This is a genomic window from uncultured Polaribacter sp., from assembly GCF_947495205.1.
Classification (GTDB): Bacteria; Bacteroidota; Bacteroidia; order Flavobacteriales; family Flavobacteriaceae; genus Polaribacter.
The window spans coordinates 379,609-394,279 of the sequence record NZ_CANLXV010000001.1 but is presented as its reverse complement, the minus strand read 5'-3'; the positions used below and the strand labels follow the sequence as shown (position 1 = coordinate 394,279).

Annotated in this window: 19 protein-coding genes; 6 read left to right on the top strand and 13 right to left on the bottom strand. The window is 29.4% G+C overall.

Going from position 1 to position 14,671, the window contains the following annotated elements; translation table 11 throughout:
* The first annotated feature begins 11 nt into the window (after positions 1-11).
* The 3 genes from gcvH (at position 12) to Q0762_RS01870 (ending at position 1,524) form a co-directional block, all read left to right on the top strand.
* Entirely contained in the window at positions 12-392 is a 381-nt protein-coding gene (gene gcvH / locus Q0762_RS01880) for a glycine cleavage system protein GcvH (RefSeq protein ID WP_298763075.1), read from the top strand.
* Positions 358-741: a VanZ family protein gene (locus Q0762_RS01875; protein ID WP_298763073.1), complete on the top strand. Its 384-nt coding sequence runs from the start codon at positions 358-360 to the stop codon at positions 739-741. The genes gcvH and Q0762_RS01875 overlap by 35 nt, the downstream gene beginning before the upstream one ends.
* A gap of 63 nt (positions 742-804) precedes the next feature.
* The gene (locus Q0762_RS01870) at positions 805-1,524 is read left to right on the top strand and encodes an energy transducer TonB (RefSeq protein WP_298763072.1); all 720 of its coding nucleotides are present in this window, start codon (positions 805-807) and stop codon (positions 1,522-1,524) included.
* Between the two features lie 420 nt (positions 1,525-1,944).
* On the opposite strand, the gene Q0762_RS01865 is transcribed toward Q0762_RS01870, so the two are convergent.
* Positions 1,945-2,295, bottom strand: coding sequence for a nicotinic acid mononucleotide adenyltransferase (locus Q0762_RS01865; RefSeq protein ID WP_298763070.1), 351 nt, complete (start codon positions 2,293-2,295; stop codon positions 1,945-1,947).
* Positions 2,296-2,457: 162 nt separating this feature from the next.
* Between Q0762_RS01865 and Q0762_RS01860 the strand changes: the two genes are divergently transcribed.
* The 3 genes from Q0762_RS01860 (at position 2,458) to Q0762_RS01850 (ending at position 4,455) form a co-directional block, all read left to right on the top strand.
* Complete coding sequence (locus Q0762_RS01860) at positions 2,458-2,658, top strand: dodecin family protein (RefSeq protein ID WP_298763068.1); 201 nt, start codon at positions 2,458-2,460, stop codon at positions 2,656-2,658.
* A 189-nt stretch (positions 2,659-2,847) separates the two neighbouring features.
* A complete protein-coding gene (locus tag Q0762_RS01855) occupies positions 2,848-3,648 on the top strand; it encodes a mechanosensitive ion channel domain-containing protein (protein ID WP_298763066.1) in 801 nt (266 codons plus the stop codon).
* Positions 3,649-3,771: 123 nt separating this feature from the next.
* Positions 3,772-4,455: a hypothetical protein gene (locus Q0762_RS01850; protein WP_298763064.1), complete on the top strand. Its 684-nt coding sequence runs from the start codon at positions 3,772-3,774 to the stop codon at positions 4,453-4,455.
* Here the strand turns inward: Q0762_RS01850 and tsaB are convergent.
* From tsaB to Q0762_RS01790, 12 genes are all read right to left on the bottom strand, one after another.
* Entirely contained in the window at positions 4,452-5,138 is a 687-nt protein-coding gene (gene tsaB, locus Q0762_RS01845) for a tRNA (adenosine(37)-N6)-threonylcarbamoyltransferase complex dimerization subunit type 1 TsaB (RefSeq protein WP_298763062.1), read from the bottom strand. The genes Q0762_RS01850 and tsaB overlap by 4 nt on opposite strands.
* A 106-nt stretch (positions 5,139-5,244) precedes the next feature.
* On the bottom strand, positions 5,245-6,576 hold the full coding sequence (locus Q0762_RS01840; RefSeq protein WP_298763061.1) for a TolC family protein: 1,332 nt from the start codon (positions 6,574-6,576) through the stop codon (positions 5,245-5,247).
* A 117-nt stretch (positions 6,577-6,693) separates the two neighbouring features.
* Entirely contained in the window at positions 6,694-6,915 is a 222-nt protein-coding gene (locus Q0762_RS01835; RefSeq protein WP_298763059.1) for a hypothetical protein, read from the bottom strand.
* Complete coding sequence (locus Q0762_RS01830) at positions 6,908-7,450, bottom strand: DUF420 domain-containing protein (protein WP_298763058.1); 543 nt, start codon at positions 7,448-7,450, stop codon at positions 6,908-6,910. The genes Q0762_RS01835 and Q0762_RS01830 overlap by 8 nt, the downstream gene beginning before the upstream one ends.
* Positions 7,443-8,093: an SCO family protein gene (locus tag Q0762_RS01825; protein WP_298763056.1), complete on the bottom strand. Its 651-nt coding sequence runs from the start codon at positions 8,091-8,093 to the stop codon at positions 7,443-7,445. The genes Q0762_RS01830 and Q0762_RS01825 overlap by 8 nt, the downstream gene beginning before the upstream one ends.
* 23 nt (positions 8,094-8,116) lie before the next feature.
* Entirely contained in the window at positions 8,117-8,770 is a 654-nt protein-coding gene (locus Q0762_RS01820; RefSeq protein ID WP_298763054.1) for a hypothetical protein, read from the bottom strand.
* Between the two features lie 85 nt (positions 8,771-8,855).
* Entirely contained in the window at positions 8,856-9,194 is a 339-nt protein-coding gene (locus Q0762_RS01815) for a cytochrome C oxidase subunit IV family protein (RefSeq protein WP_298763053.1), read from the bottom strand.
* A 41-nt stretch (positions 9,195-9,235) separates the two neighbouring features.
* Positions 9,236-10,219: a cytochrome c oxidase subunit 3 gene (locus Q0762_RS01810; protein ID WP_298763052.1), complete on the bottom strand. Its 984-nt coding sequence runs from the start codon at positions 10,217-10,219 to the stop codon at positions 9,236-9,238.
* Positions 10,220-10,277: 58 nt separating this feature from the next.
* Positions 10,278-10,862 carry a cytochrome c oxidase subunit 3 gene (locus tag Q0762_RS01805; protein ID WP_298763051.1) on the bottom strand — a complete coding sequence of 195 codons (585 nt, stop codon included), beginning with the start codon at positions 10,860-10,862 and terminating at the stop codon, positions 10,278-10,280.
* An 11-nt stretch (positions 10,863-10,873) separates the two neighbouring features.
* Complete coding sequence (gene cyoE, locus Q0762_RS01800) at positions 10,874-11,776, bottom strand: heme o synthase (RefSeq protein WP_298763050.1); 903 nt, start codon at positions 11,774-11,776, stop codon at positions 10,874-10,876.
* A 241-nt stretch (positions 11,777-12,017) separates the two neighbouring features.
* A complete protein-coding gene (locus Q0762_RS01795; RefSeq protein WP_298763048.1) occupies positions 12,018-14,096 on the bottom strand; it encodes a gliding motility protein RemB in 2,079 nt (692 codons plus the stop codon).
* 1 nt (position 14,097) lies between these two features.
* Positions 14,098-14,670, bottom strand: coding sequence for an acyltransferase (locus tag Q0762_RS01790; protein WP_298763047.1), 573 nt, complete (start codon positions 14,668-14,670; stop codon positions 14,098-14,100).
* Between the last annotated feature and the right edge of the window lies 1 nt (position 14,671).

Below are 14,671 nucleotides of genomic sequence, written 5' to 3'. Positions count from 1 at the left end.
AACAAATAAAAATGAATATACCATCAGAATTAAAATACACAAAAGATCACGAATGGATTAAAATTGAAGGTAACGTTGCAACAGTAGGAATTACAGATTTTGCGCAAGGAGAATTGGGTGATATTGTATATGTAGATGTAGATACTTTAGATGATACTGTGCAAGAAGGTGATGTTTTTGGTTCTGTAGAAGCAGTAAAAACAGTATCAGACCTGTTTATGCCATTAACTGGTGAAGTTATAGAATTTAATGAAACCTTAGAAGATGAGCCAGAATTGGTAAACACAGACCCATATGATAAAGGATGGATGATTAAATTAGAAATTTCTGATACCTCTCAAATAGAAAATTTATTAGATGCAGCAGGTTATAAATCAGTTATTGAAGGGTAAATTAACCCTTGTTTTATCGTTAATTATTACCATTGGTATTGTATATTTAAGCTTAAATAAGCCTAATCAACATAGTAGTATAAACATAAAGCATTTAGATAAAATACAGCATTGTTTTGCTTACTTTATTTTTGCTATCACTTGGTTAATTACTGCGCATAACAAAAATATTAAAAACTATGTTATTATAATTTTTTGTATATCTTTTGGTATTTTATTAGAATTTCTGCAAGAAATTTTAACAGATTATAGAACAGGAGATTTATTGGATGTTTTAGCAAATTCAACCGGTGTTTTACTCGGATTGCTGTTTTTTGATAAAATTTTCAAAAAAAAATGGCTTAATTAACACAAACGCTTGTATTAAAAACAATAATTTATTTAAATTAGCACTCTATTAAAATTTTTATTCATGGAAATTAAGAAAAACCCAAAATCAAATTTAGAAAATTACAGCAAGATTTTTATGCAAATCGGGCTAGTATTGGCCTTGTTTGTTACATATGCAGCAATAGAACAAAAAACATATGACAAAACCGTTGAAGATTTAGGGGTTGTAAGTATGAATGCTATAGTTGAAGAAGAAATACCAATTACAGAAAGAGTGGAACCTGTAAAACCAAAAACTCCACCACCACCAGCACCAGAAAAAATTGAAATTGTAGAAGATAAAGAAGATGTTGAGGAAACTGTAATTGAATCTACAGAAACTGATGAAACTGAAGAGGTTGTTGTAGAAGAAATTGTAGAGGTAGAAGAGGTAGAAGAAGTTGTAGAAGATGTAAACTTTATGATTATTGAAGACTCTCCTGTTTTTCCTGGTTGTAAAGGTAATAAAGCAAAATTAAAAGCTTGCTTTAATAAACAGGTGCAAAAACATTTTAGTAGAAAATTTGATACAGATTTACCAAATGAATTGGGTTTAACCGCTGGTAAAAAGAGAGTTTTTATTGGTTTTAAAATTGATAAAAAAGGGAACATTGTTAATGTTCAGGCAAGAGGACCACACCCTAAAATAGAACAAGAAGTTATTAAAGTAATGAAATTATTGCCTAAAATGAAACCAGGTAGACAAAGAGGTAAACCTGTTGGCGTTAGTTATAACATTCCTTTTTCTTTATTAGTAGAGTAAAAATTAAAAACATTTATTAAAAAACACTTATAGCTTACTTAGCTTTAAGTGTTTTTTTTTTGACTAAAATAGAACCAAGTAATACCATCATTTTTAAATAATAAATAGCTACAAGCATCATTTTATACTTTTTACCTTTAACTTATTTGCAAGAATTAGCAGACAATATAATGGTCAAAGTAAATCAATTACAGAAAAATTACTTAGTTTAAGAAATCGATTTAAATGTGTTTTAAATTCAATATTCACCTAACTGTATGTTGCACTTAAAAGATCTCCAAAGTTTTCTAAACAACCAAGATTAATTCTTTACACATTTGATCCTTCAATATTTTGAAACACGATTGATTAGGCAACAAAAAAAAGCTTTAAACTATTACAAGTTTAAAGCTCTTTCCAATTTATTTGTTAACTATTGATTTATTTATTTGCCGCTATTTTAGATTCTGCTTTCCATAAACTAACATCTTGAACTGCGTTATTGCTATAAGTAATTTCTTTTAATGAATCTGCACCCCAAATAAACCATTTTCCTGTTTTTTTGCCATCTTTATAGAATGCTAATTGGGTTTTATTTCCTTTTTTATCAAAACGAACCCATTTACCCGTTAATTTTTTATCCTTAAAGAAACCTTGAGTACTTATAGAGCCATCTTCATGGTAATATGTTGCCTTTACTAAATCTCCCTCTGCTTCAAAAGTTGGCTTTTGATTTTGAGAGAAACCAATTGTTGCGATGCTTAAAAGTGCTATTGTGAATAATTTTTTCATGATATATGTCTTTATAGGGTTAACTTTACTTTTACAAATATAACATTTAAATAACATAAAACAAACATTTACATAACATTAACTTAACATTGGGATTTTTAAATTGCAAAACTCATTGATTTTCATATATTTACAGAATTAACAATCTTAAATTTTAACAATATGGCAGTAATGAAAGTTATTGAAGTTTTAGCAAACTCAGAAAAAAGTTGGGAAGACGCAACAAAAAAAGCGGTAAAACATGCCGCAAAATCGGTGAAAAATATAAAATCTGTATTTGTACAATCACAAAGTGCAGTGGTTAACAACGATGAAGTTACAGAGTTTAGAGTAAATCTAAAGATTACATTTGAAGTAAATTAATTTTACCTTATTAAAGTTTAAGCGATTTAATGAATTTATTAAATCGCTTTTTTATTGTACTACATAAACATCAACTTATAGATAAAACGAAGTTCAAAACAGAAAAAATTATAATTTAATTATCTAAATATAATATTTCTATAATCAATACTTTATTAAATTTGTACTTAAAATTTTAAATTATTTATCATGTTAGAATACCTAGACCAAGCTAAAGAATTAGTAATTAAGTATGCACCAGACGTTTTTATGGCATTGGCCATTTTAATAATAGGTTTATTTGCCATAAAGGTTTTGGTTAAAACCAGTAAAAAAATAATGAATAAACAGGGCTTAGAAATCTCTTTACAAAAATTTTTAGGCAACCTTTTAGGGTGGATTCTTAAAGTATTATTGTTTATAACAGTAATTGCAAAACTAGGTGTAGAAACAGCATCTTTTGCTGCCATAATTGCTGCTGCTGGTTTAGCTATTGGTTTAGCATTGCAAGGTTCTCTTGCAAACTTTGCAGGTGGTGTATTAATTATGATTTTTAAACCCTTTAAAATTGGTGACTTGGTAGAAGCTCAAGGCGAAATAGGTGTTATAAAAGAAATTGAAATTTTTACTACCAAACTAACAGGCTTATCCAATAAAGAAATTATTATACCTAATGCATCCTTATCTAATGGTACAATAGTTAATTATACTACAGAAGGCACAAGACGTGTAGATTTAGTTATTGGTGTATCTTATGATGCAGATATTAAACAAACTAAAGATGTTTTAATGGCTGTTTTAACAGCACATAAAAATGTTTTAAAAGATCCGCTACCGAGCGTTTCTGTCTTAGAATTAGCAGATAGCTCTGTAAACTTTGCAGTAAGACCTTGGTGTAAAACAGAAGATTATTGGACAGTTTATTTTGATGTTATGGAGAATACCAAAATAGCCTTAGACAAAGCTGGTATAGAAATACCTTATCCACATCAAGTAGAAATTAAAAAGTAATTTAAGTTTATTACAGTTAAACCAACATCAAAATTGTTGCTTTAACTTTTGCATAAATACTTTCAAAATTTAAACCTTTTATTGGCATAATTTTTGAGCCTATAATCACCTAAAATAATAGATATGAAATTCAAATTTACCCTTGTATTACCGTTCGCATTTTTACTTTTTATTGAAACCAATGCACAAGCTACCTCAATGAGCAGTACTTCTGGCGGAAGACCTATAACCGTCTTTATGCCAAGAGATCTATCAAACAATTCTAAAGAATTTGAAAAAATAGCTCATAAGATGTACTTAACTCCCAATTATATGCCTTGTAAAGTAGATGGCTTAAACGAAATTATGTCTTTGAAATTTAATATTTACAGAAATGAAATGGAGCTTATTAAGAATGATAAAATAGCCATTTTAAAAAAGCAAAAAGGCAAGAAAGTTAAAATGTTAGGTATTGAAAAAACATACCAAGTGTTTGAGCATAATGGTAAATTAAAATACTTTGTTTTACATAATCTTTCTGGAGAAGCAAAATTGCTATCCGAAGAAATTGTTAAATATTACAAAGCAACTGAGCCAAAATCTAACTACGATTCTGCTAAACCAGAAAATTTTAAAAGACAAAATGATGAAATTTTTATAAAATTTAAGGATAACTCCTTTATTGAAGTGCCGAAAAGCAAAAAGAAATTTCCTTTAATTTTTGGTGAAAAAGCATCTGAAATTAAAAGTTTTATGAAAAAAGGTAAATTAAAAAGTAATAATATTAAAGATTTAACCAAAATAATTAATTATTACAACACGCTTTAAAAAGTAGGTTTTTTCTTCTTTTCTGGAATTACAATAAAATCTTTTAAATAAAAAGGTTCAAAATAAGCGACATCTTCCATGTCGTTTTTTTTGTACTTGTAATAAGACAAAGGTGCCATTTGTACTGCTGATGGATGTTTATCTTCTACAAAAATTGCATTTTTATCTGTAATAACATCTTTGCACTTGGCTGCTCCATCGCCTAAAAAATAAACCAGACCGTTTTCTAAATATTCTTTAAAAGAATTTTCATCTATAACATCTGCTTGAATAGCTCTAATTTGTTCATTTTTATGATTGTAAACTGCAGTATATACTTCCATTCTTCTTGCATCTAACATAGGTGCAACTAATCCACTCTTTAATTTAATTGTGCTTGCCAAAGATTTTAATGTATCCACAGCAATTAAAGGGACATCTAAAGCAAAACAAAGCCCTTTTGCAGCAGAAACACCAATTCTTAATCCTGTGTAAGATCCTGGTCCTTTACTTACAGCAACAGCATCTATTTTAGCTTTGGAGATATTTGCCATATTCAAAACTTCTTCAATAAAAACATGTAAAACTTCCGCATGAGAATAATTACCATTATTTAACGCTTTGCTTGCTAAAACCAAACCGTTTTCTGCAATACTTACAGCACAGTTTTTAGTTGAAGTTTCTATATTTAGTATAATTGCCACTTCTTTTTTTAACAAAGATAAGTCATCGAATTAAAAAAACACGCACAAAAAAACCGCATTCAATTTTAAAAAATTAAATGCGGTATTTTTATTATATGCTATACTGTTATTCTAAAACTAATTCGCCACAATAAAATTGTAATACTTTGGTTTTAAAAACATAATCATATTTAGACAAAACCATTGCCCCTTCTGCATTTACTAAACGAGTTCTAACCAAATCAAAATCAAACAAAGTTATAGCCCCAAAATTGTAACTTTCTTGTGCATTTTTAAATGCTTCCTTTTGGGCATCTAAAGAAATTTTTGCAGATTCATAGGTTCTTAGTGCTGTTTTTACATCCAAAAAAGCTTGTTCTATAGTTTGCTTTAAATTTAGTTTTTCATTTTCTAAACGAGTTTCAGAAATATCTCTGTTAATTACAGATTGTGCTACTCTATTTTTAGTTTGAAATCTATTAAAAATTGGTACATTAATGCTAAAACCTACACCATAACCTAAATTATCTTCTAACTGGCTGCCAAAACTTGGATTGCTAAAACCATCAGGCAAATTTAAATTGTAACCATAATTTGTAGATAAAGAAGCAGATGCAGTTATGGTTGGGTAAAAGGCACTTTTTGCAATTTCAATATTAAAACCTGCATTATCAATAGCCAATTTTGCTCTTGTTATTTCTGGCATTACTTCTAAAGCTTTGTTATAAACTGAATTAGAATTTTTATAAAATAAATTTGCAGAAGGTGTATCTATATTTACAGGAGCAACATCAAAATTCTCTGACGGTTCTTGTAATAATTGGGCTAGCGTAAGTAATGCAATTTCTAATGCATTTTCTCTTACTACTAAAGTTTGCAAATCATTTGCAGCAGTAGATTTAATATTAAACAAATCTCCCTTTGCTATTACGCCTGCCTTAAAACGCTGCTCCGCCGCCTCTATTTGCTTGGTACTAATCGCAGCCTGAACTTTAGCTATTTCTAAATTTTCTTTAGCAAATAATACGTTTAAATATGAGTTAACCACTCTTAAAGAAATAGCATTTTCTATTTGTTCTAAATCGTAAATACTAGTTTCTACACCCAATTGGGCTTGTTTATACGTATTGGTGTTTCTAAAACCGTTAAAAATAGTATAACCTGCTCCTGCTCCAAAAGAACCACCAAAAAAACTTGTATTTACACGATCTTGAGAAACGGGGTCAAAACCTGTACCAAAATTTACATTACCACGCGTATTAGCATTTAGGTTTGGTAAAAAATTACCTTTAGCAATAGCTACATCTTTCTTAGCAATTTCTAAATTTAATTTATTTTGCTGAACGGAAATATTTCTTTTTAAAGCCTGTTCTACTGCCTCTTTTAAGGTCCATTGTTTTTGAGAAAACGTAGCAAAAGAGGTAAAAATTACTACTAAAAATAAAAATTTAGTTTTCAAGAGTATTAAATTTTGGTTGTTAATTGTAATCTACTAATAAGCAATTCTCATTAGAACGTGCAATCGTAAGACGACCAAAAATAAAATTTGTTACAAAAATTGGCTCTTATTTAAATGTTAATTTTTAGCTTTTTTATTATACCTATAAATGGTAAACAAAAGTATACCTACTAAAATGTATGGAAAAACCATTAAATAGGTAATCCCATTATTAATACCTTCTGCAAGAGATGCATCTCCATTTTCTACAACAGCTTTACACATTGCACATTGAGAAAATACAGATTTTATTGAAAAAATAAAAGCTAAAAAGACGAAAAGAAATTGTTTTTTAAGCATAGTATGGAGATATCATTAAATAAACTATTACACCTGTAACTGCAACATACAGCCATAAAGGAAATGTTTTTTTCGCAATTTTTTTATGCTCTGGAAACTTTCCTAATTTTGCTCTCATATAAGTTACTAGTACAAAAGGAATTACAATTACAGACAATATAATGTGCGTTATTAAAATAAAATAATACACATATTTAATAAATCCCTCTCCTCCAAAACTGGTAGAGTCTGAAGTCATATGATACGCAATGTACATTACCAAAAATAACAGAGAACAAGCTATTGCTGCCGTATTTAGTTGCTCGTGTAATTTTTTGTTATTATTTTTTATAGCAACCACTGCAGCCATTAATAAAACAGCGGTTAAACCATTAATAGTTGCATAAATTGGTGGCAAAAAGGATAGTGGTTCTACATTAAAACCCAATTTTCTAAGATTAATACCAAATAAAGCAGCCACTGCAATAGGAATTACAATAGATAATGCTGTTATAATTTTCTTATATTTTGCTTCTTGTGCTTCTATATTATTCATCTAACAAAATTTTAATATCTTCTTTTAATTCTTTTATTTGGTCTGAAAAACCTTGTTCTTCTAAAGCTCTATAATACAGTATTGGGTTACCAAATTCGTCTTTTCTAGATCTTATATAACCGTTTTTATCTACCAAGGCAAACAAACCAGAATGCTCAAAACCTCTATGATCATCGTCTCCTTTACCTGCATATAATTTAAACCCTTGATTAGATAGCGCATAAACTACAGCATCACTTTTACCCGTAAGCAAGTGCCAATTTTTATTGATAATACCATTATTTTTAGCGTATGCTTTTAAAATCTCTGGCGTATCTATTTCGGGTGTAATAGAAATAGAAGCAATACCAAAATTAGGATTACCAAAAAACTCATCTTGAATGGTTACCATTTTTTGATTCATAATTGGGCAAATGGTTGGGCACGTAGAAAAGAAAAATTCTACTACATAAACTTTGCCTTTATATGTAGTATTATCTATGGTTTTTCCTTCTTGATTTATAAATTCAAAATCTGGTACTTTATTAAATTTTACCAATTCTGAAGTGTGCGAAGTAAAACGATTAACAACTTTTGGGATTGTATAAATTCCAAATAATAAAACGATAAATGCAATACCTATATAAGAATTTTTTTTCTTCATTTAAACCTTGTTCTTTATAACCACTAAATTTGTCTGTCTGCGTCGTTCTTTTTTAAGGCTAATCTGTATTCTGCCAATAAAACCTTAACATCATCTTTCATTTTATCTTTTAAGATGGCTACAGAATTCATATCATAACCATAAAGTTTACCATCTTTATAATCTTTATCGTCTGTTCTACCTCTTAAATTTACTTCTTTATCTACAATAAACGCTTTTGATGTTTGCAGGTTTTCTAAAGGTTCATTTGTTTTAAAAGTTTGATAAAACGCATTAATTTCAGCATTGGTACTTGGTACAAATTTCCATTTCACCATATCTGTAAATGCGCCCACTTTTTCTCTTAATTCCTTAACCTCTTTTTCTTTGGAAGCAGGATAAACGGCTATTACTTGAAAATTTTTAAAGCCGTAAAAAGGTTTATATATCTTTTGATTTAAATTGAAAATAGCGCCTTTTATTCGCTCAATATCCTCTCCTAAAAAACAAACTACAGAAATATTATTCTGAAATTTTACTTTGTTAGCGGCATCTATTAAAGCTACATCTGAAATGTTTTTAGTTACCACTGGTAATTTAGCAAAATTGTTAATTCCTGATGATAAAATCAGGTAAAAAAACAATGGAAAAATAAATAATAAAAACAGTACAATTCTTTTCTTAGTGAAGATTTTCATTTTAATGATAAATTTACTTTAACCTATTTTTAACAAATTTTGTGCAAAAAAAAAGGTGGTTAAAACCACCTTTTTAAATTATATCTTACCAATTTACTAATGGTGATAATGTTTCGTATAAATAATCTCCTTCAATTAACAACAACGTAACCAAATAGATGATTAGGAAAACGGCCGACCAAACTATAGAACGTCTAAACCATTTTTTTTCTCCTTCTAAATGCATAAATACCCAGGCAATACCGTAAGCTTTTGCTAAAGTTAAAATAATAAATATCCAATTTAACCAACTTGTACCAGGACCTGCTAGGTGTAAAGAATCTGGTTTAATAATACCTAAATAAACCTCTACTAATGTAATTACGGAAAGAATACCAAAAACGATCCATATTCTTTTTGTGTTAGATTCGTGTGCGTGTGCCATTTTTAATGCTATATTTTAAATGTAATCTAAAAATCTTTATGTTATACTAAGTAGAAGAATGTAAATACAAATACCCAAACTAAATCTACAAAGTGCCAGTACAAACCAACCTTTTCTACCATTTCATAATGTCCTCTTTTCTCATAAGTTCCTAAGATTACATTAAAAAAGACAATTATATTAAGTATAATTCCAGAAATTACGTGAAAACCGTGAAAACCTGTAATAAAGAAAAAGAAGTCTGCAAAAATGGTGTTTCCATATTCATTTGCTCTTAAGTTTGCTCCTTCAACCACCATTTTAGTTTTAGCCAGTTGCAAAGCGCCTTCTTCTCTAGATAAGATTGTTTTCTTTTTCAAGTCCATATCCATCAGTTCTGTTCTTACTTGAATATCTGGATTAGCTTCATAAGCTGCTATTACTTGTGCTACAGAATAATTTGAAATTGTTTTTTCACTCTCAAACCAAAGACCGTTTTTAGCTGTGTGCTGCTCTCTGTCATCTGTTCTTGTATTTGTTACAAAATCTGCCAAAGCAATTTGTTTGCCGTCTTTTACAAATTGTAATACTTTACCTTCTTTTGTTTTTACAGCGCCATAAGTACCGTTAATAAAAGTATTCCATTCCCAAGCCTGTGAACCCACAAATATAACACCTCCAATAATGGTTGCAAACATGTACCAAGCCACTTTGTTTTTTTTCATTTGATGACCTGCATCTACGGCTAGTACCATTGTTACAGAAGAAAAGATTAAGATAAACGTCATTATAGCAACATAAATCATTGGAAATTCTCCATGTACAAAAGGTACGTGTGTAAAAACCTCATCTGCTATTGGCCAAGAATCTATAAATTTATATCTTGTTAAACCGTAAGCTGCTAAAAAGCCAGAAAAAGTTAGTGCATCTGAAAGGATAAAAAACCACATCATCATTTTACCATAGCTTGCGCCAAATGGTTTTACATTACCTCCGCCCCAGGTTTCTTTGTTGTTATCGTTTGGTACAGCAATATTTGCTTCCATAAATAGTTCTATTAGTTATAAATTATAATATAGTTTTTGCAAAATTAATCATTTTATATCATCTAATAAAATAGAAAAACAAAAATAGATAAATCCATAGTATATCTACAAAATGCCAAAAGATTGCACCGAGTTCAAAACCTAGTAAATCGGTTGGTTTATACTTGTATTTAAAATGATTATAAATAACAACTAAAAGTACTACAACCCCAGCAATAAGGTGTAAAACGTGCATTAGTGTTATGCCTATAATGAAAGATGTAGATACTGTACTTGTTGGTCCTGTAAAATACAAACCAGCATTTTTTAAATCGTTAAAACCAACATATTGTTGCCATATAAAACCAATTCCCAATAAAAAGGTTACCACTAACAATACTAAAGAAAGCTGTCTTTTATCTTTCTTTAAAAAAGATTGCGATAAAAATAAGGTTATACTGCTAAAAACTATTAAAAAGGTACTTATGTAAAAAGAGTTTGGCAATTCAAAAGTTACCCAATCTTCTCTTTTCATGCTAATTACGTACGCACTAGTTAAGCCTGCAAAAAACATAACCATACTAATCATAGATACCCATAACATTGGTTTTGCTGCTTTTCTTTTGGCAACGGTTAATTCTTGTTGTAATGTTTGTTCGCTCATTTAAAATTCTTTTAATGTAAAAATTTATCAACTACATATAAAATTGGCACAATAGTAATGTACAAAATACTAGATAGCATTAATTTTCTTGCATCTAAATTTTGTTCACTTTTATATAATTTTAGGCCATAAAACAACATCAATATACCTAATAATGCAACTAAAATGGCAGTTATTGGGTAAATATAAAAATCTCCAGAAACTTTTAATACTGGTGCAATAGAAACTAAAAGCATTATTACCGTGTAAAAAATAATTTGTTTTACTGCACCTTTATCTTTTTTGCCCATAGGCAACATGTTATATCCTACTTTTTTATACTCTTCATGTTGTAACCAGCCAATTGCCCAAAAGTGAGGAAACTGCCAAAAAAACTGAATCATAAATAAAAAACCTGCTTCTATACCAAAATTATTTGTTGCTGCAACCCAACCCAACATAAAAGGAATTGCACCAGGTATAGCTCCTACAAAAACAGTTAAAGGTGTTACCGCTTTTAAAGGTGTGTAAACACTGGTATATATAAATATTGAAATTGCACCAAATAAAGCTGACTTTGGATTAATTGAATATAAAATTGAAATACCTAATAAAGTAAATAAAATTGCAATAACTAAAGCTGTATTCACAGACATTCTACCTGTGGGTAAAGGTCTGTTTTGTGTGCGTTTCATTAATCCATCCACATCTTTTTCTATAATCTGATTGAATGCGTTTGAAGCACCTACCATGAAAAAACCACCTACTGCTAATAAAAAAAGTGTAAAATAATTAACAGTTTCTGCCGCAATTAAGTAACCAGCAACTGAAGAAAACACTACACTTAAAGACAAACCCACTTTTGTAAGTTGCTTAAAGTCTGTTAATATTGTTTGCATAGTTACTTTATTCTCTGAAATAACTGTTGTATTCATATTACCACAATTGGCTTGCAAAGATAAATGCTAAATGTGAATAAACCATACATTTTAAAGCTATTATTGGTTAAAAAAAGTTAATTTTTTATATAATTAAGAAAAATAACAACATAAAAAAACCCACTCTAAATTGAGTGGGAAAATTGCTATGAAAAAGAAAAAGTGTAACACTTAAAAAGTGCTACACTACAAATATACTACATAATTAGCATATGTTTTACAAAAAATTTAAAAAAAATTAAAAATCTAAATACCAATTGAACAAATCTGCTCTAATACCTGCAGAAAACCAAACTGTATTTCCATTAGGCAGCGCGTTTGTAGGGTTTTTAATTGAAAAACTACGATAAGTTAACCCTGCAAATAAACTTAAATTATTTGCTGGATTTATTAAATAATTACCGTTAAAGTCTGCAATAAATATATCTGCAGTATTTCCTTGGCCTATTTCATTACCTGTATCTCCAAATCTATCATCATAAGATTGATAAATGTTACCACCAAAACTAATGGCTTCATCTTCAAAATCGAAACCTTTTTTACCTAAGGTAAGTTTACCGTTAAAAGACCATCTGTCTTTTTTATAGCGTGCAATTGCAACTGCTTCATAAAAATTTGCGCCCCATAAATGTGCCATTGGTTGGCTGTAGTTACCGTAATTTAAAATTGGCGATCTGTGGGCAAAAGTGTATGGTCTTGCATAATTATACTCTACTTGTAAAAATAAATCTTCAACATTAAAAGCATTAAAATATTTTGCTCCTAATTGGTAAGCAAACTTATTTCTCCAATCTCCTAAATCGTTTAAATTACCAACAGAAAACTCATCAACTATTAATTGAGAATATAAAGATATATTATTCGTTAACTTGTATTTTCCTGTTAACCCAATAATTGCATTTCCAGAATCTTCTCCTCTATTAAATTCTACTGCTCTATAAAACATTACTGGATTTAAAAAGCCAGCATCAAAACCATTTTCTCCCGATGAAATAGCAGTTTCAAAGAAACCAATGTTTAATTTATTATTAATATTTAAACTTAAATAGTGGGCTGCAACATACTTTCTTGCATGTTCGTTTGGGTTAGATGCAGATGATGCTGAAGGTTCTGTATTCCACATCCAAACATTGGTGTATTGAAACTTCCAAAAATCTACCTTCATTTTAAGATAGGTTGTAGGTGCAGAAACATCAGATAATATAAAAGAACGGTAACCATCACCTATAAAATTACGACCATTACCAAATTGAAATTGCATAAATTTGTTAGGCTGAAATGCTAAATAACCTTCAGCCACAGGATAATCAAAACTATCTTCTTTAAAACCTTTGGCTTTACCTCTACCAGGTACCAAACCTTCAGAATTTTTTGGTCTTGTTAATAAACTTCTATTAGAAATATAACTATTTACATAGTCTGCAAACCTAGCTTGACTTTCATAAACTGTAGCCGAATAAGAAAACTTATTTCCTAAACCACCATTTGCCGTTAAAATTCTGGTATTGTTAAAAGTATATGCTACGTTAGAATTGTCTTTACCACCTTGCACATCTACCAAAAAGTCTAAGGTAAACCAAAAATCTTTCTTTTTAACTTGCAATAAGTGTTCGTTCCACAATTTTTTACCCAACCAAGATTTTTTATCTGGTTTTATAAACTGTTTTTTTTGAGCTGCTAAATCAAAATATTTATTAATTTCACTGTAAACATATGGTTTAGAAGCGGTATGTGTGCCTTTTGCTTTGTGTAAAGCAAATTCATAATCTACATATCTTTGGTGTGTGAAAGGAATGTTTAACTGACTATCGTGTTCTAAAAAAGTAGAATCTGCTATTTTATTTTGCGCCACAACATCAAACAAACTTACCTTCGTTTTTTCTTGTTTATCAGAAAAATTGGTGTTTGTTTTTTGTTGAATTTCATCTGAACCAATAGGAAACTTTATAGGTAACTCAAACTGCATTTCTATATTTCTATTATTGTATTTTGCAGGAGAAATCTTTGGGAATTTCTTAAAAACCTCTAAAACTTCAGTTTTAATCTCTTGATAAGGTGTGTTTACATAAATTACCTTAAAATTGCCTTCTTTAGTAACAATAAATAAAACTTTTCCTGTGCCTGTATAATTTTCTTTATTTACTATTTCTGGCGTTTTAAAAGCCTTATAAAAATGTTTTTTTGTGGTTGTATAAAAACAATCTTCTGTAGTAATATTTTCTTGATTTTCACAATCTTTAAAAACAGGATATTTTTCTGATTGTGCATGTCCTAATGCAGATAGAAACAAGAAAAGTAGGGTGTATTTTTTAATCATTTTATAACTCTATAATTGTATTATTTTTTAATTGATATTGTTGTTTACTCTCTTTACAAATAGCAAAACCTTGCTCATTAAACACTAATCTATGGCCATATTGGCTAACCCAACCAATTTGCTTAGAAGGATTACCAACCACCAAAGCATAGGGTAAAACTTCTTTTGTAACTACAGCTCCTGCGCCTACAAAAGCGTATTTGCCAATAGTATTGCCACAAACAATAGTAGCATTGGCACCAATACTTGCCCCTTCTTCTACAACAGTTTCTAAATATTGATCTTGCCTTTTTATTGCACTTCTTGGGTTTATTACATTGGTAAAAACCATAGATGGACCTAAAAAAACATTGTCTTTACAAATAACACCTGTATAAATAGAAACGTTATTTTGCACTTTTACATTTTTACCCAAAACTACTTTTGGAGAAATTACCACATTTTGCCCAATATTACAGCTTTCGCCAATAGTACTATTTGACATAATATGACTAAAATGCCAAATTTTAGTATTTTTACCAATTATACAATCAGCATCTATAACGGCGGTTTCGTGTACAAAAAAATCTTTCAAA